The 19942-nt window shown below is 75.3% G+C and carries 21 protein-coding genes; 7 read left to right on the top strand and 14 right to left on the bottom strand.

Translation table 11 applies throughout. From position 1 onward, the window contains the following. The first annotated feature begins 4 nt into the window (after nt 1-4). Nucleotides 5-2338 (top strand): hypothetical protein, encoded by a 2334-nt coding sequence (locus BUB17_RS26805; RefSeq protein WP_072917868.1) that lies wholly within the window; start codon nt 5-7, stop codon nt 2336-2338. A gap of 7 nt (nt 2339-2345) precedes the next feature. Then, complete coding sequence (locus BUB17_RS10785) at nt 2346-3401, top strand: lysylphosphatidylglycerol synthase domain-containing protein (protein ID WP_083606253.1); 1056 nt, start codon at nt 2346-2348, stop codon at nt 3399-3401. Nucleotides 3402-3420: 19 nt separating this feature from the next. On the opposite strand, the gene manA is transcribed toward BUB17_RS10785, so the two are convergent. The 5 genes from manA to BUB17_RS10760 all read right to left on the bottom strand — a co-directional run bounded on the left by manA (nt 3421) and on the right by BUB17_RS10760 (nt 7977). Then, on the bottom strand, nt 3421-4596 hold the full coding sequence (manA, locus tag BUB17_RS10780) for a mannose-6-phosphate isomerase, class I (protein ID WP_072917866.1): 1176 nt from the start codon (nt 4594-4596) through the stop codon (nt 3421-3423). A gap of 173 nt (nt 4597-4769) precedes the next feature. Continuing rightward, nucleotides 4770-5915, bottom strand: a complete 1146-nt coding sequence (locus tag BUB17_RS10775; protein WP_072917863.1) for an SIS domain-containing protein — start codon at nt 5913-5915, stop codon at nt 4770-4772. Then, nucleotides 5912-6133 (bottom strand): Trm112 family protein, encoded by a 222-nt coding sequence (locus tag BUB17_RS10770; protein ID WP_072917861.1) that lies wholly within the window; start codon nt 6131-6133, stop codon nt 5912-5914. The genes BUB17_RS10775 and BUB17_RS10770 overlap by 4 nt, the downstream gene beginning before the upstream one ends. Next, nucleotides 6130-7494 (bottom strand): phosphomannomutase/phosphoglucomutase, encoded by a 1365-nt coding sequence (locus BUB17_RS10765; protein ID WP_072917858.1) that lies wholly within the window; start codon nt 7492-7494, stop codon nt 6130-6132. The genes BUB17_RS10770 and BUB17_RS10765 overlap by 4 nt, the downstream gene beginning before the upstream one ends. Nucleotides 7495-7575: 81 nt before the next feature. Further along, entirely contained in the window at nt 7576-7977 is a 402-nt protein-coding gene (locus tag BUB17_RS10760; protein ID WP_280173874.1) for a DUF3499 domain-containing protein, read from the bottom strand. Between the two features lie 149 nt (nt 7978-8126). On the opposite strand from BUB17_RS10760, the gene BUB17_RS10755 reads away from it, so the two are divergent. Next, nucleotides 8127-8582, top strand: a complete 456-nt coding sequence (locus BUB17_RS10755) for a metallopeptidase family protein (RefSeq protein ID WP_012950287.1) — start codon at nt 8127-8129, stop codon at nt 8580-8582. 114 nt (nt 8583-8696) lie between these two features. Then, nucleotides 8697-9701, top strand: coding sequence for a hypothetical protein (locus tag BUB17_RS10750; RefSeq protein ID WP_072917853.1), 1005 nt, complete (start codon nt 8697-8699; stop codon nt 9699-9701). Nucleotides 9702-9723: 22 nt separating this feature from the next. Here BUB17_RS10750 and BUB17_RS10745 read toward each other — a convergent pair whose 3' ends face one another. Together BUB17_RS10745 and BUB17_RS10740 are read right to left on the bottom strand one after the other, a co-directional pair. Beyond that, the gene (locus BUB17_RS10745) at nt 9724-10554 is read right to left on the bottom strand and encodes a hypothetical protein (RefSeq protein ID WP_244277136.1); all 831 of its coding nucleotides are present in this window, start codon (nt 10552-10554) and stop codon (nt 9724-9726) included. 179 nt (nt 10555-10733) lie between these two features. Continuing rightward, nucleotides 10734-10970: a WhiB family transcriptional regulator gene (locus BUB17_RS10740; protein ID WP_170856690.1), complete on the bottom strand. Its 237-nt coding sequence runs from the start codon at nt 10968-10970 to the stop codon at nt 10734-10736. A gap of 343 nt (nt 10971-11313) precedes the next feature. Here BUB17_RS10740 and cofD point away from each other — a divergent pair, with 343 nt between their 5' ends. Genes cofD through rfbA form a run of 3 tightly spaced genes read left to right on the top strand, consistent with a single transcriptional unit; the run spans nt 11314 to nt 14286 of the window. Continuing rightward, on the top strand, nt 11314-12264 hold the full coding sequence (cofD, locus tag BUB17_RS10735; RefSeq protein WP_072917848.1) for a 2-phospho-L-lactate transferase: 951 nt from the start codon (nt 11314-11316) through the stop codon (nt 12262-12264). Then, nucleotides 12179-13384, top strand: coding sequence for a coenzyme F420-0:L-glutamate ligase (locus BUB17_RS10730; protein ID WP_072917846.1), 1206 nt, complete (start codon nt 12179-12181; stop codon nt 13382-13384). The genes cofD and BUB17_RS10730 overlap by 86 nt, the downstream gene beginning before the upstream one ends. Before the next feature lie 29 nt (nt 13385-13413). Continuing rightward, entirely contained in the window at nt 13414-14286 is an 873-nt protein-coding gene (rfbA, locus tag BUB17_RS10725) for a glucose-1-phosphate thymidylyltransferase RfbA (RefSeq protein ID WP_072918066.1), read from the top strand. Between the two features lie 46 nt (nt 14287-14332). On the opposite strand, the gene BUB17_RS10720 is transcribed toward rfbA, so the two are convergent. The 7 genes from BUB17_RS10720 to BUB17_RS26800 all read right to left on the bottom strand — a co-directional run bounded on the left by BUB17_RS10720 (nt 14333) and on the right by BUB17_RS26800 (nt 19739). After that, nucleotides 14333-14827 (bottom strand): GtrA family protein, encoded by a 495-nt coding sequence (locus BUB17_RS10720; protein ID WP_072917843.1) that lies wholly within the window; start codon nt 14825-14827, stop codon nt 14333-14335. Next, nucleotides 14824-15645, bottom strand: a complete 822-nt coding sequence (locus BUB17_RS10715; protein ID WP_072917840.1) for a glycosyltransferase family 2 protein — start codon at nt 15643-15645, stop codon at nt 14824-14826. The genes BUB17_RS10720 and BUB17_RS10715 overlap by 4 nt, the downstream gene beginning before the upstream one ends. Then, entirely contained in the window at nt 15642-16457 is an 816-nt protein-coding gene (locus tag BUB17_RS10710) for a sugar phosphate isomerase/epimerase family protein (protein WP_072917838.1), read from the bottom strand. Before BUB17_RS10710 ends, BUB17_RS10715 begins: the two co-directional genes overlap by 4 nt. Then, complete coding sequence (locus BUB17_RS10705; RefSeq protein ID WP_072917834.1) at nt 16454-17239, bottom strand: NAD-dependent epimerase/dehydratase family protein; 786 nt, start codon at nt 17237-17239, stop codon at nt 16454-16456. Before BUB17_RS10705 ends, BUB17_RS10710 begins: the two co-directional genes overlap by 4 nt. Beyond that, nucleotides 17236-18315, bottom strand: coding sequence for a glycosyltransferase family protein (locus BUB17_RS10700; protein WP_072917833.1), 1080 nt, complete (start codon nt 18313-18315; stop codon nt 17236-17238). Before BUB17_RS10700 ends, BUB17_RS10705 begins: the two co-directional genes overlap by 4 nt. Then, the gene (locus BUB17_RS10695; RefSeq protein WP_083606252.1) at nt 18302-19429 is read right to left on the bottom strand and encodes an FAD-dependent oxidoreductase; all 1128 of its coding nucleotides are present in this window, start codon (nt 19427-19429) and stop codon (nt 18302-18304) included. The genes BUB17_RS10700 and BUB17_RS10695 overlap by 14 nt, the downstream gene beginning before the upstream one ends. Before the next feature lie 166 nt (nt 19430-19595). Then, complete coding sequence (locus BUB17_RS26800; RefSeq protein ID WP_175561332.1) at nt 19596-19739, bottom strand: hypothetical protein; 144 nt, start codon at nt 19737-19739, stop codon at nt 19596-19598. Nucleotides 19740-19942 lie beyond the last annotated feature (203 nt).

Below are 19942 nucleotides of genomic sequence, written 5' to 3'. Positions count from 1 at the left end.
CTCGGTGAGCACCGCTGCGGAGAGGTCGACCGGACCGCCGACCAGCGACCGCCGCCGGCACCGGGTTCTCGAGGTCGTGGTCGTCGTCGGCGTCGGGCTCGCCGTCGCAGTCCTGACGACCATCCCGTTCCTGCAGCGGCACACGTTCTACTACCGCGGGGACAACCCCGAGTCCTTCGTCCCGCTGTGGCACCAGTTCGGCGAGCGACTGCGCAGCGGGCAGTGGCCTCCGATGGACCCCGCCGGCTGGAGCGGCGGCAACTACGCCGCCGAGGCGGCCTATGCGCTGTGGAACCCGGTCCAGCTGCTGGACTACGTACTGGTCTCGCTGTTCGACGACCTGGCCGCGGCGGCCGCCGTCGTGCAGATCCAGTTCCTGGCCCTGCTGGGCATGGGCGCCTACCTGCTGTTCCGCGAGTACGGGGCCTGCCGGGTGGCCGCGGTGGTCGTCGCCCTGGGCGTCCCCGTCATGGGGTTCACCCTGTTCTACGAGGCGTCCGGCTGGCCGGCAGGGCTCATGGCGTTCACCTGGGTGACCTGGTTCTGGTGGGCGGCCCGTCGTCAGTCCCGCGGCCACCTCCTGCCGGTCGTGCCGTTCGTCTTCGGCGCCCTCGGCATGACGACCGGCAACCCGTACGCGGCGCTCGGCATGGTGGTCGTGCTCGCCGGCATCGCCGCCGAGCTCCTCGCGCGCCGGGAGCACCGCCGGCTGGGAGGGCTGGTGCTGACCGGCGCCTGCGTGGGAGCCACCGCGGCACTCGTCTTCCTGCCGCTGGTGGGGACGCTGCCGGTGACCGAGCGGCAGCAGGTCGCGATGCTGGCGAACGACACGTTCCTCGTCCCCCAGCTCGGCGACGTCGCCGCCTCCAGCGCCCCCACCTACGTCCCCGCGATCCTCAACTGGGGTGGCGCACTCGTCGAGCGCCTGCCCTCGACCTACTTCCTCTGGTTCGCCCTCCCGCTGCTGCCGTGGGTGCGGTGGCACGGGTGGCGGCGCCCGGACCGGCCGGTGACCAGCGCACTGGTCGCCGCCGCCGTGTTCGGGGTGCTCGCCCTCGGGCCGTCCAACCTCTGGCTCTTCCGCTGGCCGATCCGGCTGATCGAGTACCTCTACCTCGCGCTCGCCGTCGTCCTCGCGCTCCTGCTGTCGGCGGGGCTGGCCGGTGACCGGATCCGCGCCCGGACGCTGACGACGGTCGCCGTCGTGGCCGCGGGCGGCTACCTCTCCTTCGCCGTCCGGCCCGACGTCGTCCTGATGCACGTCGTCGCCGCGCTCGTGGTCCTCGTGCTCGTCCTCCTGGCCGTGGCCGCGTTCCACCGGCGCGGGCCGGTCCTCTCCGCCGCGGTCCTGGTCGTGGGCACCGCCCTGGTCGTCACCTACCAGAGCGGTCAGCTGCCGCTGCCCCCGCCCGAGCAACCCGACGCAGCGGACGACGCCGACGCGGTCGTCTCCCTGCCCACGCCCGTCTCCATCACCGAGGTGCGGGAGCGCACGTCCGCCTACCGGGGCACGGTGCTGCAGCTGGCCTCCCGGGCGTCGCCGGTGACGGTCCCGGCCCGGCCGCCCGGTGACCTGCTGTTCGGCAACGAGCCCCTCATGTCCGGGCACGAGTCGATCGTGCGGTACAGCGGCATGGGCTTCGCGGAGTTCGTCGACGCCCTGTGCATGGACTACCGGGGGCAGGTCTGCCCGGAGGCCCTCGACCGCGCCCTGCGACCGGCCGGCGCCACGGGCGTGCCGCTGGTCGACCTGTTGCGCGTGCAGACCCTGGTGATCGATGCCCGGCTCTTCCCCGGACCGGCCGCCGGGCCCCCGCCGGACGGGTGGTCGGTCGCGGCCCGCGACGACCTGCGCACCGTGTGGGTCCGGGGCCCGACCGTCGGGTACGACGGGCGGCTGTCCTGGGTGTCGCCCGGGGTGGAGGTCCTGTCGGACGCCGGGACAGGCGTCCGCGAAGAGGTGCGGTTCCAGGCCGCCCGTCCCGGCACGCTGGTCTTCGCCCGGTTGACCTGGCCCGGCTACACCGCGACGCTCGACGGCCGGCCGGTCCGGGTGCTGGACGGACCCGCCGGGCTCCTCACCGTCGCGGTCCCGGCCGGCCGGCACGTCCTGGAGGTCGACTTCCGGTCGCCCGGGTCGTCGGTGGGGGCGGCGGCCCTGGGCGTCGCGGCCCTCGTCACCCTCGGCCAGTCGGTGGTGTGGGCCGTCGGCGGGCACCGACGTCGCCGGCGGGGTGGGCCACTCCCCACCGCGGACCCCGGGCCCGCGCCGGACGGGACGCCCGACGTGCTCTCCGGACGCGGGGACGCCGTCCGCGCGGGTACCCCGCAACCGTGACGAGCCGATGAGTGACGGTCGGCCGCACCGCGCCACGCCGGATGGTGGCGGTGCGGACCCGGTGGACGACGACGTCGCGGAGCCGACCGGCTCCGCCCGGACGACGCCGGCCGTCGCCATCCCGCACCGCACCGGGCTGTCGGTGCTGCTGACCTGGGTCAGGCGGCTGACGGTGGCCACCGTCGTGGCGTTCGCCGCGGTCCAGGTGGCCCGGCAGTGGCCCGAGGTGTCCGCCACTGTGCGCGCCCTCCCGTGGGTACACGTCCTGCTCTCGGTGCTCGCCACGGCGGCGGGGGTGCTGCTCGGTCCGCTCGTCTGGCGTGCGGCGCTGGCCGCGATGGGCGCGCGTGTCCGGATCCCCCAGGCCGCAAGGGTCTATCTCGTCGGCCAGCTCGGGAAGTACGTGCCGGGCTCGGTCGTGGCGCTCCTGCTCCAGATGGAACTGGCCCGGGCGGCCGGCATCTCCCGGGTCCGCGGCCTCACCGCCTCGCTGCTGACCGCAGGGGTCGCCGTCGTCACCTCCCTGCTCGCCGGCCTGCTCGCGATCCCGGCGCTGGCCGGCAGCCGACCCGCCCTGCTGTGGCTGTTCACCCTGCTGCCCGTGGGCCTCGCACTGCTGCACCCCGCGGTCCTGACGTCCGTCGTCGACCGGCTGCTGGCGCTGCTGCGGCAGCAGCCGCTCCCGCAGCGTCTCGCCGGCGGGGCGATCCTGCGCGCGAGCGGTCTCAGCCTCCTGGGCTACCTGCTGTACGGCGTCCAGCTGTTCCTGTTGGTCGACACGGTCCTGGGCCCCGGGTCGACCAACAGGGCGCTGCTCCTCGTCCTGTGCGTGGGGACCATGGGGGTGGCGATGACCGCCGGCCTGGCCGCCTTCGTCCTGCCCTCGGGCATCGGGGCCCGGGAGGCCGTCATCGTGGGAGCGCTGACCGCGGTCCTGCCCTACGGGCAGGCCCTGGCCCTCGCCATCGTGTCCCGGGTGGTGTTCACCGTCGTCGAGCTGGCCTCCGCCGGGGTCGCCGCGCTCGTCGCCCGGCGCTCGACCCGTCACGGGACACCCGGCTGAGCCGTCCGTCGGGCGGGGGTCAGCGCAGGTTCGTCGTGCTCCGGTAGAGCAGCGCGGGACCGCGGGCGGTGACCGGCTCCCCGGCCGGGACGAACGCCGACTGCCCCCTCTCCAGGACCAGCTCGCCGTCCGCCGCGGCCAGCACCGCCCGGCCCTCGGTGCACAGCAGCACCTGCGGCCCGGAGGTGGTCAGCGTCCCGGTGCCGTCGTCGAGCTGTACCCGGGTGAGGTCGAAGTCCTCGACCGGCACGGGGTAGCGCAGCCCGCCCGGACCGAGCACGGGGTGGATGACCGGGATCCGGCCGTCGGTGAAGTCGAGCACCTCGATCAGCGCGGCCAGGTCGACGTGCTTGCGGGTCAGTCCGCCGCGCAGCACGTTGTCCGAGCTGGCCATGACCTCGACCCCGGCGCCGCTCAGGTAGGCGTGCAGGTTGCCGGCCGGCAGGAACACCGCCTCACCGGGCGCCAGCTTGAGGTGGTTGCACATCAGCGAGATGACGACGCCGGGGTCACCCGGGTAGGCCCCGGCGAGCGTCGCCGCCCAGCGGTAGGTGTTGATGAACTCCGGGTCGTGGGCGGCGACGAAGGACGCCGCCTTGTCCGCGACGGCCTCGACCAGGGAGGTCCGGCGCCGGCCGGACAGCGCGATCAGCTGCGGGATGGCCGCCCGCAACCCGCCGCGGGCGAGGGCTGCGATCGTCGGCTTGAGCTCGGGCAGCTGCAGCTTGGCCAGGCAGTGCAGTGACTCCTCGACCGGCCGGAAGCCGCACAGGGCCTCGAAGGTGGTCAGCGCCAGCAGCAGCTCGGGCTTGTGCCACGGGTCCTTGAACGTCCGCGTCGGGTCGTCCTTCGGGATGCCGGCGGCCTCCTCGGCGGCGTAGCCGGCCGCCGCCTGCTCCATCGTCGGGTGCGCCTGCAGCGACAGCGGCCGGTCGGCGGCCAGCACCTTCATAAGGAACGGCAGCCGCGGACCGAAGCGCGTCACGACCGGCCCGCCGAGCAGCCGGTCGGGATCCTGGGCGATGGCCCGGTCCAGCGGACGGCCGTCGGCCAGCAGGCTGGGCTCGTCCGGGTGCGCGCCCAGCCAGAGCTCGGCGTGCGGCTGCTGGGCCGGACTGGGCTGACCGAGCAGCTCGGGGATGACCGTCAGGCTGCCCCACGGGTAGAAGCGGACGGCGCTGGTGAGGGACCACATCAGCCGGGAGGTTACTGGCCGTTCCGCTCCGGTGGGCATGGCGCGGGCCACACCTGCCGGGGTGCTCCCCCGATCGGGTCAGCCCGCCGTCCGCGCGAGGTCGGCCACCTCGCGCGGCGTCCCGGCCGAGTGCCCGGTCAGGCGCGTGGCGGCGGCCGGGGAGGTGCCGCCGCTCACGCGGAGGCGGACCTCTCGGCGTCCAGGGCCAGGGCCAGGTAGACCGCGGTGAAGTCGGCCACCGCCAGCTGCCGGGCCAGGCGGGGCAGCCGCCCGTAGCGCTCCGGCTCCCCGTGCTCGGCCAGTCCACTCACCGGGACGTTGGCCACCGAGGCGCTGCGCAACGCCTCGGACAGCGCCTCGCGGGCCGACCGGGGCTCGCGCTCGCCCGCGCCGTCGTGCTCGCCGGCGTCGGCGTCGCGGACCGTGAGCAGCCGCAGCCGGCGGCCGGTGTCCTCGGCCCGGTCGCGGAAGAAGTCGTTCTCGCCGCTCTCGGGCGCCAGCGGGCCGCGCAGCACCGCGCAGGCGGCGACCCGCTGGTCGGGCATCCGGAACGTGGTGACCGGCAGCCCGGCCAGCGTGGCGAGCTGGTCGGCGATCCGGGTGGCGGCGGTGCCGGCCAGCGGCCCCTCGGCGGCGATCACCGGCAGCGCGTCGAGCAGCTCCAGGGCCAGCGTCTTGGCCGGGTTGACGAAGGACTCCCGGGCCGGCCCGCACTCCGCGGCGACCTCGTCGAGCGCCGCGGCGACCGCCTCCAGGTCGGCCGCGCCCTCCGACACCAGGTCCAGGCCGACGGCCAGCCGCACCATCGGCGTGAGCAGCGACCAGAGCGTCGTGTGCCGCACCCGCGAGCGCGGCAGCGGGACGTAGGGCGCGCGGGCGGTGGAGCAGGCCGCGCGCAGCGGAGCGTCCTCCGCGCCGATGCCCAGCAGCGTCACGCCGCGACGGGCCGCCTCGTAGGCCGGGGTGACGGCGTAGCGGCCGGCGCCGGTGCGGGTGGCGACGACGGCGATGTCGCTGGGACCGGTCCACACCGGCAGGTCGGGCCCGGGGACGACGTCCACGGTGACCGGGCTGGCCGGGCCGAGCAGCGCCCGCAGCACCTGCGCGGCCACGGCCCCCTCGCGGCGGGCCACGATGACCAGCCCGCGCGGGCGGCCACCGGCGGTGATGCGCTCGAGGCCGGCCTCCTCGGTCAGCCGCATGGTCTCCCGGACCTGCGCACCGGCGCCGGCCACCGCCGGCAGCAGGCCGCGCGGGTCCCGGGCGCGCAGCACGTCGAGGTCGTCGAGGACCTCCTCGGCCAGCTCCGGCGACGTCATGCCGCCCCCGTGCCCCGCTGCCGCGCCTCGTCCAGCAGCAGCACGGGGATGCCGTCGCGCACCGGGAACGCCCGGTCGCAGGTGGTGCAGACCAGCTCGCTCGCCACCTCGTCCACGGCCAGCGGGCTGTGGTGGGTGTCCGGGCAGGCGAGGATCTCCAGCAGCGCGGGGTCCAACCCCAGCGAGCCGGTGGGGTCGGGAGGAGGACTCGTCGTCATGCGCGCACCATCTCCAGCACTCGATCCCGCAGTTCGGTCATCCGCGCCCGGTCCGGCGCCTCGACGTTGAGCCGCAGCAGCGGTTCGGTGTTGCTGGCCCGCAGGTTGAACCACGAGCCGTCCGGCAGGTCGACGGTCAGCCCGTCGAGCTCGTCGACGGTGACGCCGTCCTGCTCCTCGAACGCCTCCCGCACCGCCCGCGTGCGGCCGGCGGCGTCGGCGACGGTCGAGTTGATCTCCCCGGAGGCGGCGTAGCGGGTGTAGCCGGCGGTCAGCTCCGACAGCGGCCGGCTCTGCTCCCCCAACGCCGCGAGCACGTGCATGGCGGCGAGCATGCCCGTGTCGGCCCGCCAGAAGTCGCGGAAGTAGTAGTGCGCGGAGTGCTCCCCGCCGAAGACGGCGTCGGTGCGGGCCATCTCGGCCTTGATGAAGGAGTGCCCCACGCGGGTGCGCACCGGCTCGCCGCCGTGCTCGCGGACGATCTCGGGCACGGCGCGGGAGGTGATCAGGTTGTGGATGACCGTCGTCCCCCGGCCCTTGGCCAGCTCCCGGACGGCGACCAGCGCGGTGATCGCCGAGGGGCTGACCGCCTCGCCGCGCTCGTCGACGACGAAGACCCGGTCGGCGTCGCCGTCGAAGGCCAGCCCGATGTCGGCGCCGGTGCGGCGCACCTCGGCCTGCAGGTCGACCAGGTTGGCCGGGTCCAGCGGGTTGGCCTCGTGGTTGGGGAAGGAGCCGTCGAGCTCGAAGTACAGCGGCAGCACCTCCACCGGGAGGCCGGCGAGCACCACCGGGACGGTGTGCCCGCCCATGCCGTTGCCGGCGTCGACGACGACCCGCAGCGGCCGGATGGTCGAGAGGTCGACCAGCGAGCGCAGGTGCGCGGCGTACTCGGCGAGCAGGTCACGCTGCTCGATCGACGCGGTCCGCCCGGGAGCCCGGTCGTAGGAGTCGCGCTCGGCCCACTCCCGGAGGGTGGCCAGACCCGAGTCCTGCCCGACCGGGGTGGCGCCGGCGCGGCAGAGCTTGATGCCGTTGTACTGCGCGGGGTTGTGGCTGGCGGTGAACATCGCGCCGGGGACGCCGAGCGAGCCGGAGGCGAAGTACAGCAGATCGGTGGACCCGAGGCCGGCCTCGACGACGTCGACGCCCCGGGACAGGACGCCCTCGGCGAAGGCCCGCGACAGGGGAACCGAGGAGTCGCGCATGTCGTGCGCGGTCACCACCGCGGTGGCGCGGCTCTCCTGCCACACGAGCTCGGCGAACGCCGCGCCGATCCGGCGGGCGACCCCCTCGTCCCATTGGTCGGGGACGACGCCGCGGACGTCGTAGGCCTTGATGATCGAAGAGAGACCGTCCACCCTGCCACCTTCGCCGGAGCCGGCCGCCGACTCCCCGGTCGACGGCGCCGCCCGACCCTAACGGGAGCCGGGGAACCTCTTTCAGGTGATGTCGGGGAGGACCCGCAGGTGGCCGCGGCGGGTGCCGCTGCCGTCGTCGGCGGGATTGCGCGGGGGCTCGGGCCGGGCGGCCTCGCGGACGGCGTCGGCCAGGGCCAGCAGGTCGTCCCCGGTCGGACCGGAGTCCTCGACGTCGATCTCGTGCCGGACGACCTCCCAGCCGCGTGGCACGGTGAGCCGCTCGGCGTGGAACTCGCAGAGGTCGTAGCTGTGCGGCTCCGAGAACGTCGCCAACGGGCCGACGACTGCAGTCGACTCCGCGTACACGTAGGTCAAGGTCGCTGCCGCCGGTTGCGCGCAGCCGCTGCGCGAGCAGCGACGTGACTGCCTCACCACCGGTTCCTCACGGACCGCACAGTAGACGCGTACCCGGGTGGTTGGCATCAGGCGCACCGGGTTTCGGCGCCCTGGAGGAGCAGCAGTCCCATCCTGCACGACGGCCCCGTGCACCCCGTCGCGCGCCCGCTGCGGCCCGTGCCCGACCCCGCACCGGGCGCGCCCCCGATCCACCCGGCCGTACGCTCGCACCCGTCATGAGCCGACCCGCCCGATCCCGCCGCGACCGGCACGGCAGGGGGCTGCGCGGCCGCCTGGTGCCCGACGGCGTCCCGCTGGCCCGCAGCCGCGCCGCGCAGTTCGACGACCTGGTCCTCGACGCGGTCGAGGACCTCGAGCGGCGGTGGGAGAAGGAGCTCGCCGGCGTCGAGTTCGCCGTCGAGGACGTGCCCTGGGTGGAGCACACCAGCCCCGACGAGGTGGTGCTCGACGCCGACGTGCTCGACGACGGCAGCGTGCCGCTGGCCCGCGTGCTGCCCGCGCACCGCGACGGCACCAGGGAGGTGCCGCCGCGGATCGTCGTCTACCGCCGGCCGCTGGAGCTGCGCGCGCACGACCGCGACGACCTCGCCGACCTGGTCCGCGACGTCGTCGTCGACCAGGTCGCCGTCCTGCTGGGGCGCGACCCGGAGGAGATCGACCCCACCGGGTAAGGACCCCCTGCCCCCCCACCACTCGCGAGCTCGCGGCGGGACCCTGCAGGGGGCCGGCGAGGCCCGAGACGGGGTCGGCGAGGGAGCCGCTGGCGGCTGCGATGCTCTGTCGCGATGGACTCCTCCGCGCCGGCCGCCGTCCCCTGGGTCGTGCTGGTCCTGGCGCTGCTGGCGCTGGCCGGCCTGGCCGCGCTGGCGCTCACCCGGCCGCGGAGCCCGGCTCCTCCCCGGACCGGGCGGGACCCGGCGGCGGCCGCACGGCCGGCGTCGCGCTGGCCGGACGACGACCTCCCGGGCTTCCTGGAGAGACCGCCCGGCACGCCCGGCGCCCTCCCCGCGCCGGCCACCGCGCCCGTGGCGGACGCCGTCGAGGAGCCTGCCGGCACGCGGGACGGCAGCCGCCGCGTGCTGGCCGGCATGGCGGCCGCGGGGCTGGTGCTCGTGGCCGCGCTGGCCGGCGTGGCGGTGGCGACCCGCGACGGTGGCGATCCGCCGGGGACCCCCGCTCCCGGCACGGGAGCGCCGTCCCCGCGGGCGGGCACGAGCCCGGCTTCGTCCCCGGCGCTGCCCGCCGTGCCGGTGGACCCGCTGCCGGGCGAGGGCGGCGCGGGGGTGCTCGCCGCCCGGTCGGTGCCGCCCGGCGAGGACGGCGTGGTGGCACGGCTGGCGTTCGGCGGCATCGTCGTCGAGCGGCACGCCGTGGGGACGACGGTGGCCTACCCGTCGGTGAGCGTGACCGCGGCCGGGGACGGCGGGACGGCGCTGGCGCACCTGCGGCTGCCGACCTGGAACTGCCTGGCCCTCGAGCCGCCTGCCGACCCCGCCGCCGCGGGCTGCGTGCGGTCGCGGACCGAGCACGCCGACCTGCCCTCCCCCGCCCTCACCGTGACGAGGGACGGCCGCGACCTCCGGCTGACCGGTCGCTTCCCCACCTACACGCGGCCGATCGGCACCGCCCCGGCCTACACGGGGCGGGGGTACGACCTGACGGTCACCGTCTCCCCCGCCGGGCCGGTCCGGAACGGCGCGGCGGCCGCCGAGGGCACGTTGTTCCTCGGCACCGACCGCGCCGGCAGCGTCGACGAGCCGGGGCTGAACGTCGTCCGGTACGCCGGCTGAGAGCGGACCCCGTCCTTCCTCGTCACGGCCGGCGCAGCAGCGCCATGGGCCCGCCGCCGCGCAGGGTCAGCGAGACCAGCGGCGCGCCCATCTCGGTGCGCAGGCCGGAGTCCGGGGTGCTCCACCACGGCCGCCGGTCGGTGCCGTCGACGAGGGTCAGCAGGCCGGCTCGCAGCCGGTCGCCGTCGGCCACCGTGGCGAGCTCCACCTCCCCGATCGCGGCGTGCAGCCGGGTGGCCACCCGCAGCGCGGTGCGGACCCGGCGGTCGGGCTCGGCGGCGAGCAGCGCGGGCAGCCGGCGCTCGACCTCGGCGGGGTCCCGGGTGCGGTGCACCGGACCGGCCTCGTCGAGGGTGTCGACGAGGCGGGCGGTGCGGGCGCTGGCGAACGCCGCTTCGGGTCGGAGCCGGCCGATCGCGCGCAACGTGGGGTCGCCGAGGGGCAGGCCGGCCAGCCGCAGCGTCCAGGGCCGGCGCACCCGGTCGAGCAGGTCCAGCACGCCGGCGGCCAGCCGCTGGGCGGCGGCGTCGTCGCGGGCCGGCAGGCGGGCCGGGGCCGCGCCGGCGGGCACCGGCAGGCCGTCGCCGAGCAGCGTGGCGGTCAGCCGGAGGCTGCCGCGCAGGACCAGGGTCGCGAGCGCCTGCGGGGTGTGCGTGCCGCCGGGCGGGTCGACCACGACGGCGACCGGCCGGGGCCCGGCGACGCGGGCGGCGTCGAGGGCCAGCGCGGCGGTCAGCCAGGGAGCGCGGGCGGTCACCGGGGCGTGCAGCGCCGCGAGCAGCGGGCCGGCCGCGCAGAGCTCCCGCACCACGCCGGCCCGGCCGGTCACGACGCGCACACCCGAGGTCGACACGCCCCGAACAACACCACAGCCGCCGACGGGGTCCGTCGGCGGCTGTGGGGACAGCTCGGAGCTGGTGTCAGGAGAGGACCCCCTGCCCCACCGCTCGCAAGCTCGCGGCGGGACCCTGCAGGGGGCCGGGCCCGGGACGAGGCCACTCGAGCGTCGGGCGGAGCGGACGGGGACGTCTCTCAGACGGCGCGGCGGCGCAGCCGGCGGCGCTCACGCTCGGAGAGCCCGCCCCAGATGCCGAAGCGCTCGTCGTTGGCCAGCGCGTACTCGAGGCACTCGGCCTTGACCTCGCAGCCGGTGCAGATCTTCTTGGCCTCGCGGGTGGAGCCGCCCTTCTCCGGGAAGAACGCCTCGGGGTCGGTCTCGGCGCACAGCGCGCGCTCCTGCCAGGACTGGACCTCGGCCTCCAGGCCCATGCTCCACAGGCCCGCGAAGCCCCGCTCGTGGCCCGCCGGGCCGCGGTCGGCGTCCCGCTCCGACGCGCTGACGTAGTCGCTCAACCACGAGACCTCTGCCATGACGATGCGTCCCCTCTCGCTGCCGTCCCGATGTGCGTTCCACGGGACGTTCCCGGGCCGCTCGGCACTCGTTGACACCGCCGGAATTACACGCGTGTCGTTGTGGGGGCGTCAACTCCGCCCGGTGTAAGCGTCACGTCACACCAGCCCCGGCGGCCACAGGGCGTTCGTCACTTCTCGCTGCACACCTCGACACGCCCGGCGAACAGTGGACAACTGCCCATCGGGCACGATGACTTTCGTGCACATCGTCGTCCTCGCGGGTGGGGTCGGCGGGGCCCGGTTCCTGGCCGGACTCCGCGCTGCCGCGCCCGGTGCCCGGCTCACCGCCGTGGTCAACACCGGAGACGACGTGACGATGCACGGGCTGCGCATCTGCCCGGACCTCGACACCGTCATGTACACCCTCGGCGGCGGCATCGATCCCGAGCGCGGGTGGGGCCGGGCCGGCGAGAGCTGGACGGTCAAGGAGGAGCTCGCCGCCTACGGGGCCGAGCCGACCTGGTTCGGCCTGGGCGACCGCGACCTGGCCACCCACCTGGTGCGCACCCGGATGCTCGACGCCGGCTATCCGCTGTCCCAGGTGACCGCGGCGCTCGCCGACCGCTGGCAGCCCGGCGTGGAGCTGCTGCCGATGAGCGACCAGCGGGTGGAGACCCACGTGGTGGTCGCCGACCCGGAGACCGGGCGGCAGCAGGCGGTGCACTTCCAGGAGTGGTGGGTGCGGCACCGCGCCGAGCCCGAGGCCCGCGCCTTCGTGCAGGTCGGCGTGGACGCCGCCCGCCCGGCCCCGGGAGTGGCGGAGGCGTTCGCCGGCGCGGACGCGGTGCTGCTGGCGCCGTCGAACCCGGTGGTCTCCGTCGGCACGATCCTGGGCGTCCCCGGGCTGCGGCAGGCGCTGCTGGCGACCCCGGGCCGGGTCGTGGGCGTCTCCCCGATCGTCTCGGGCGCCGTGGTGCGCGGGATGGCCGACCGCTGCCTGCCGGTCCTGGGCGTGGCGGTCAGCGCCGAGGGGGTCGGGCGGCACTACGGCGCTCGCTCCGCCGGCGGGCTGCTCGACGGCTGGCTGGTGCACACCGGCGACTCGGCCGACGTCCCCGCTGTCGATGTCCGCGCCGTTCCGCTGCTCATGTCCTCCCCCGAGGCGACCGCCGCGATGGCGCGGGCCGCGCTGGACGCCGCTGGTGTCTGAGCAAGGACCCCGTCCTCCCCACCCTTCGCAGGCTCAGGGCGGGACCCGGGACGGGGCAGCCCCCTGCCCCCCGCCACCCAGCGGCCTCCAGGTCCTCCCGGTCCGCGGGCTGCCGGAGTTCTCCCCCGGCGACGACCTCGGCGCCGCGATCGCCGGCGCCATGCCCTGGCTGGCCGACCGCGACGTCGTCGTCGTCACGTCCAAGGTGGTGTCCAAGGTCGAGGGCCGGCTGGTGCCCGTCGCGCCCGGCGAGGACCGGGAGGCCGCGCGCCAGCGGGCGATCGACGCGGAGACGGTGCGCGTGGTCGCCCGGCGCGGGCCGCTGAAGATCGTCGAGACGCCGCAGGGCTGGGTGGTCGCGGCGGCCGGGATCGACGCCTCCAACGTGTCCGGCGACGCGCTCGTGCTGCTGCCGGAGGACGCCGACGCGTCGGCCCGGGCCCTGCGCGACCGGCTGCGCGAGCTGCTCGGCGTCGAGGTCGCGGTCATCGTCAGTGACACCTTCGGCCGCACCTGGCGGGACGGGCTGACCGACGTCGCCGTCGGCTCGGCGGGCATCCCCGCGCTGGTCGACCTCCGCGGCGCGGTCGACGCCCACGGCAACCGGCTGGAGACCACCCAGGTCGCCCTGGTCGACGAGCTGGCGGCCGCTGCGGACCTGGTGAAGGGCAAGCTGGCCGGCATCCCGGTGGCCGTCGTCCGCGGGCTGCCGTTCGACCCACCGGAGGACGACGCCGGCACCCGGCCGTTGGTCCGCCTCGGTCCCGGCGACCTGTTCCCCTACGGCAGCCGCGACCTGGTGGCGACCCGCGTGCCCGGCGCGGACCTGGTCCCCCGCGACGGCGAGCTGGACGCCGTCGCCGCCGCCTTCCGGGTGGCGACCGCGGCCCTGCCGGAGTTCCCGGTCGTCCTCCGCTACGGCGGCGAGGGCGACGGCGTGGTCGACGTGCACCTGCCGGAGCGGGCCACCACGACCGCCGCGCTCAACCTCGGGGCGCTGGTCGGTGCGGCCGTCGTGCAGCTGCACGCCGAGGGCTGGACCACCCGATGGGAGCCGGTGGGCACCCCCGGCGGCAGCTCACTCGTCGGGAGGTTGTGGCTCGGGTCGCCCGCGTCCTGAGCTCGGCTCCGCCGGTAGCGTCGCCGGACATGCGGGGCATCATCCTGGCCGGGGGGACCGGCAGCCGCCTGTTCCCGATCACCCAGGCGGTCAGCAAGCAGCTGATGCCGGTGTACGACAAGCCGATGGTCTACTACCCGCTCTCGACGCTGATGATGGCCGGCGTCCGCGAGGTGCTGGTGATCACCACTCCCGGCGACCAGGAGGCGTTCCGCGCGCTGCTGGGCGACGGCACCCGGCTGGGGATGCGCATCGAGTACGCCGTCCAGCCGCGGCCCGAGGGGCTGGCGCAGGCCTTCCTCATCGGCGCGGAGTTCGTCGGGGACCAGTCGGTGGCCCTGGTGCTGGGCGACAACATCTTCTACGGCGCGGGCCTGGGCACCGCCCTGGGCCGGCTGCCCGACCCCGACGGCGGGCACGTCTTCGCCTACCACGTGGCCAACCCGGAGGAGTACGGCGTCGTCGAGTTCGACGGCGACCGCCGGGTGCTGTCCATCGAGGAGAAGCCGGTGGCACCGAAGAGCTCCTACGCCGTTCCGGGGCTGTACTTCTACGAGTCGTCGGTGGTCGACGTGGCGCGGGGCATCCGGCCCAGCGGCCGCGGTGAACTGGAGATCACCGCGGTGAACGAGCACTACCTGCGCCAGGGACGGCTCACCGTCACCGTTCTGGACCGCGGCACGGCGTGGCTGGACACCGGGACCTTCGCCTCGCTGCGGCAGGCCACCGAGTTCGTGTCGGTGGTCGAGGAGCGGCAGGGGCTCAAGATCGGCTGCATCGAGGAGGTCGCCTGGCGGCAGGGCTGGCTCGACGACGACGGCCTGCGCCGCGCCGCCGAGCCGCTGGGCAAGAGCGGCTACGGCGACTACCTGCTGCACCTGCTCGACGACCCGGTGGTCTGAGGGGCCCGGCCGGTGATCAGCTGAGCTGATCGTCGTGGGTCCTGGCTCACCACCGGCGCTGAGCCAGGACCCACGACCGTGAGCTCAGCTGATCATCGGTAGACGGTTGGCGTGGTGCGCGCGGTGCTGCCGCCGGTGCCGCCGCGGCAGGGGCGGGCCGACGGTTCAGCCGCTCTGCCATGGCCCACCCGGTGAGCAGGAAGGCCGCGGGCATCGTGACGGCGACCGCCACCGGCGGGGCGAGCTGCTCGTCGAGGGACAGCAGCGCGACGAGCACCCAGACCACCGCCGTCCGCAGGAGGATCGTCGTCCCGTTGGCGCCCAGGTACCGCAGCAGCCGACCGCGTGACGGCGCGACACCGAAGGCGTAGCGGGCGTTGGCCAGGTAGGCCACCAGCACCGCGACGACCAGCGCCAGGGTGTTGGCCACCAGGTAGGGGGTGACCAGCAGCAGGAGCAGGTAGAGCCCCCAGTAGAGGCCCGTGTTGAGGACGTTGACCAGCACGAAGCGCAGGAAGACGGCGACCCGCTCGCGGCTCACCCCTGCGGCCCCGGTGCGTCGTACCGCCCGAGCGCGGCCCGCAGCAGGATCTCCACCAGCGCGAACTGCGCGCGCCGGCCGTGGATCTTCGTGGGGACGTCGCCGGCGTCCGGGTAGGCGCGGGTGACCGGGACCTCGGTGCACCGGTAGCCCAGCCGTGCGGCCCGGATCGGCAGGTAGGCCAGCAGCTCGTAGGTGTCGAACACCTCCCGCATCGGCGCGACCCGCGGGTCCAGCAGCAGCGCCCGAGAGTGGCCGCGGAACCCGTTCGTCGTGTCGGTGTACCGCGTCCGGGCGGCCAGCGACGTCACCGGGGCGTGGAAGAGCTTGATGGCCAGGTGCCGGTCGCGCGGGGTGTTGACCGACCTGCCGCCGGGGACGTACCGGGACCCCTGGACGAACCCGGCGCCCGCGTCGAGCGCGGCGACGAACCGGGGCAGCGCCGAGACGTCGTCCTTGCCGTTGCCGTCGACGGTGATGACGCCCTCGTACCCCTCGGTGAGCGCGTAGGCGAAGCCCATCCGCAGCTGGGCGCTGAGCTTCCCGCTGTCGCGCTTCACCAGGACCGCCCGGACGCCGAGGTCGCGCAGCAGCTCCGGGTCGTTCGAGCCGTCGGTGCTGCCGCCGTCGGCGACGACCACGTCGAGGTCCAGCCCGAGGTCGCGCAGCCGGCGCAGCTGGCCCAGGACGCGCTCGCCCTCGTTGATCACCGGGATCACGACGCAGTGGCGGCTGGCGCGCGGGCGCAGGACGTGCACGTCGCCGCGGGGCACCGCCCAGCCGGTGGTGTCGGGGGTGGCCTGCAGGTCGCTGGTCACGAGTAGGTCTTCCTCACGAACTCGGCGGTGCGCCGGACGGCGCCGGTCAGGTCGTCCTCGCTCGGCGGCAGCATCTCGACGGAGACGTGCCCGTCGTAGTCCGCGGCCCGCAGGGCGCCCGCGACCGCCTCGTGGTCGACCGGGCCGTCGGGCCCGACCGGGCCCAGCTGCGGGGCGCTGGCGTGCACGTGCGCCAGCACGTCGGCCCCGGCGCGGACCCGCTCGGCGGCGTCGTCCCCGGCCAGCGCCATGCAGGCGGTGTCCAGGTGCAGCCGGACGCCGGGCGAGTCGACGGCGCGCACGAAGGCGGTGGAGGCGACCGCGTCGGTCAGCCAGTCGCACCCGTAGACGGTCGGGTTGGCCTCGATGCAGAAGCAGACGCCGAGGTCCGCGGCGCGCGCCCCGAGGCCGGCGAACACCTCGGCGGCGATCTCGTCGGCGTGCGGCACGGGCAGATCGACGCGGCGCCGGTTGCCCGGCGAGCCGAACACCAGGCGGGTCGCGCCCAGGCCCGAGGCCAGCCGGGCCATCCCGAGGAGGTGCTCGACGAGGCCCGCACGCGCCTCGGCGTCCCCGAACAGCTGGAACTGCGGGCGGCCGAAGAGCAGCGACTGCAGGGCGACGATCCGCAATCCGGCCGCCTCGACCGCCGCGCGGGCCGCGGCCACCTCGTCGGCGTCCTGGGCCAGCGGCTCGGTCCACAGCCGGGTGGGCGCCACCTCGAGGCAGCCGAAGCCCCGCTCGGCGAGCTCGGGCAGCACCGCCGCGTCGAGGTCGGCCGGCCAGGCGAGGTTGGAGAAGGCCAGCCTCATGCCCGGGCCGCCGGCAGCCGGGCGCCCCAGGTGCGGATGCCGGTCAGCACCTCGTCCGCGGAGCGCAGGTACCGGCCCTCGCGTCCGGCGAGCGCGGCGGCGTGGGCGGTGTGCAGGTCGTAGGCGACCCGGGGCCGGTCGTCGCAGCGGTAGTCCACCCCGAAGCACTCGTGGGCGACCTGGGCCGAGGTGACCGGTTCGGTCGCGAGGTTCACCACGGACAGCCCGGCGTCGCGGGCGAGCAGCACGTGCCCCCAGAGGTCGCGCACGTCGTAGAACTGGAAGCTGGAGTCCTCGTGGGCGAACCGCGCCTCGGGCTGGTGGACCAGGTCGTACACCAGGTTCTTCTTCAGCCCGGGGCCGTACATGCCGGGCAGCCGGACGACCAGCACGTCGTCGAACCGCTCGCGGACGAACTCCTCCAGCAGCGCCCGGTGCCGGCCGTAGGCCTGCTCCTGCGTGGTGTCGGCCGGGGTCGTCTCGTCCACGCCGCGGGAGTCGGCGAAGACGTCGACCGTCGACACCAGGACGCAGGACGTCGCACGGCTGCCGTCGAGGGCGGCGATCAGCCGGCGGATCCCGGCGAGGTCGGCCTCCGGCTCGGCGTTGGCGCGCCACTTCTCCGCGGGGGCGCCGGCGCAGACGACCTCGTCGACGTCGGCGGCGGGCAGCCGGTCGACGTCGGTGCTGCGGAACCGGGCGACCGGGGCGATCCGCGCATCGAGGGAGCCCCCGACGAAGCCGCTCCAGCCGACCAGCGCCCGACGGGCGGGGCGGGTCACTGCCGGACCCCCGTCTGCTCGGCGGCGCCCTGCACCGCGGTGGCCTCGGCGTCGACGTTGAGCGTGTCCCGTGCCGCCAGCACCGAGCTGGTGGCCTCGAACGCGACCCGGTAGATGGGCCGCTCGTTCGCCGTCTCGTTCGACTGGAACATGAACTCGGCCATGATCGCGATGACGACGCTGAGCATGAAGAACATGAAGCTCATCTGCAGGCTCATCGACGTCCAGCCCTCGACGGCCCCCCGGAACAGCCCGACGGCCACCACGTAGAGCGCGTACAGCATGTTGACCAGGCTGGTCACCAGCGCGATGCCGACGGCGACCCGCAGCGGGCGGCCGCTGGCGTAGAAGATCGAGCGCACCACCTGCCGGAAGCTGCTGGCCTGCCGCGGGTGCTGCCGGTCCCCCGACTCGTAGGGCAGCACGGCCCACGGGTAGCCCGAGATCGACGGCAGCAGGCGCAGCACCCGGTCCCGGTCCCGGCGGGGCAGCCACGCGTCGAGCGCCGGACGGCTGTAGCCGCGCAGCCCCAGGCTGACGGTGGCGATCTCCTCGCCCATGCTGCGGCTGGCCAGCGCCCGGCTCAGCCGCAGGGCGAGCCGGCGGCCGGCCGGGGCGCGGCGGTCGACCCCGACGACGACGGCGGTCTCGTCGGTGACCATGCCCGCGCAGCGGAGCACGTCCTCGGGCGCGTCCACCCCGAGGCGTGCGGTCACCACGACGTCGCCGAGAGCGCCGTCGAGACCGGCGGTGAAGGCGACCTCGTCCCGGACCGGCTGCACCAGGCCGAGCACCTGGAGGTTCGGCTGCCGCTCGGCGAGCGCGCGGGCCCAGGCCAGCCGGCTGCGGGACCCGGAGAGGACCAGCACGATCTCGTGCACGGGGTACGCCCGGGCGACGGCGGCGTCCAGGGCGGTGAGGTCCTGCTCGATCTCGGCCGCCGCCCCGTCGGCGACCACGACGACGCTGAGGAAGGTGCCGGACCGGGCCGACGGCGCCGGCGTGCGGACGACGACGTCGGCGCGCGGCCCCCCGACCTCGCTCCCCGCGGCGCGGTGGGTCTCAAACAGCGTCACGGAGGTGCTCCTCAGCCACTCGGAGTGCGTCACCGATGTTGTCGATCTTGCTGCCCAGCAGGGACAGCACGCGGCCGCCGTCGGACCGGCGGAGGACGATCGGCCGGGCGTCGTCGCCGTCACGACGGGCCGGCACGGTCTTGACGCCCCACAGCGACTCCCGGTGGACGGCGCCGGCCAGGGCGGGCACGTAGCGCGCCGCGTCCCGGATCATCCAGTCCGCCCGGGTGGTCAGCCCCGCGCGCAGCGCCGTCACCGCCTGCTCGTAGGTCGGGTGCGAGCCGTGCGGTGTGTACCGGACGTGGCTGAGCGTGGAGAACGGCGTGGACGGGAACGGCATGAGCGAGAAGTAGGGGCCGTCCATCACGGTGACGCCCTTCCCGCGCAGCGGCTCCGGCAGGTCCACCAGCGCCATCTCGCACGGCTCGCAGTGCAGTCCGCCGTACCCGACGCCCGGCGGCAGGGTGTCGATCCCCTCGCCGTAGGTGCACACCAGCACCCGGTCCCCGGTGAGGACCTCCCCGGTCTCGAGGGTGACGAGGGCACCGGCCGCGGTCTCCGCCACGCCCGACACCGGGGTGCCCAGCCGGACCGTGACCCCGGCGTCGGCGAGCTCCTCACGGACGAGCTCGCGCAGCCGGACCGCGTCGAAGACGGACTCACGGGTCACCCAGGAGGCCTCGATCGTCGCCGGGTTGAACAGTTTGCGCACCGAGGCGGGCGCGTCCATCAGCGGTGCCCCGATGTGGTCGCAGACGCGGCGGAACTTGCGGGCGTTGGTGAGTGACCCGCGCGCCACGGCGTAGATGCACAGGAAGTCGTCGACGACGCAGGAGGCGTAGCGCGCCGTGAAGGACTCGTAGGAGGCCTGGCTGCGACCGGCCGTCCGGAGCGAGCGCGGGTAGTGGTAGCCGCCGTGCACCCGGGCCTGGTTGAAGTAGCTGGCCCCGCCGAGCAGTTCGGCCCGGGCCTCCAGCACGGTGACCCGCGCGCCCCGGCGGGCCAGGTGCGTCGCCAACGAGCAGCCGTAGAAGCCACCGCCCACGACCAGGACGGCGCCCTGCGGGGCGCCGTCGCCGCCGGCTGTGCGGTCCGCGCGGGACGATCGGGACACTCAGCGGTCTTCCTGCTCGGGGGATGGCACCCGCACGAACCGCGGGCTTCATGGAGAGTACGTGCACAAACACGTTGCGTCACGTCAACGTGTCGACACGGCGGCGCACCCGGCACGTGCGACCACACCTGTCACACGGGTCGCAGCCGCGACGTTCGCGGGTCGCTCAGCCGCCGTGGGCCGGCGGGGGCGGGGCGAGCAGGCGACCGTAGAGGGCCGCCGTGGCGGCGCCCGCGGAGAAGGTGATGGCCGACGCCGAGCACGAGCCCAGCGTGGTCAGCGGGCCGTCGTCCGCTGAGCCCGGATCCACCGTTGATCTTGTGTAGTGGGGGCGCCTGAGGCTCGGGACGCGCCGCCGACCTGCGACAACGCTCGCGAGAGGCGCACACCGGACCTGCATCCCGCAGATGCAACCCCGAAAGGGCGCCGGAAAGAGCATCCGCGCAGGTCACCGGCGCGCCAAAGGCCGCTCCCGGAATGCGCTCCTATCGTCAGCGGTGGATCCAGGCTGAG

Source organism: Geodermatophilus obscurus (genome assembly GCF_900143215.1).
Classification (GTDB): Bacteria; Actinomycetota; Actinomycetes; order Mycobacteriales; family Geodermatophilaceae; genus Geodermatophilus; species Geodermatophilus obscurus_A.
Note: the sequence above shows the minus strand (reverse complement) of the source record. Positions and strands in the feature narration are given on the sequence as shown.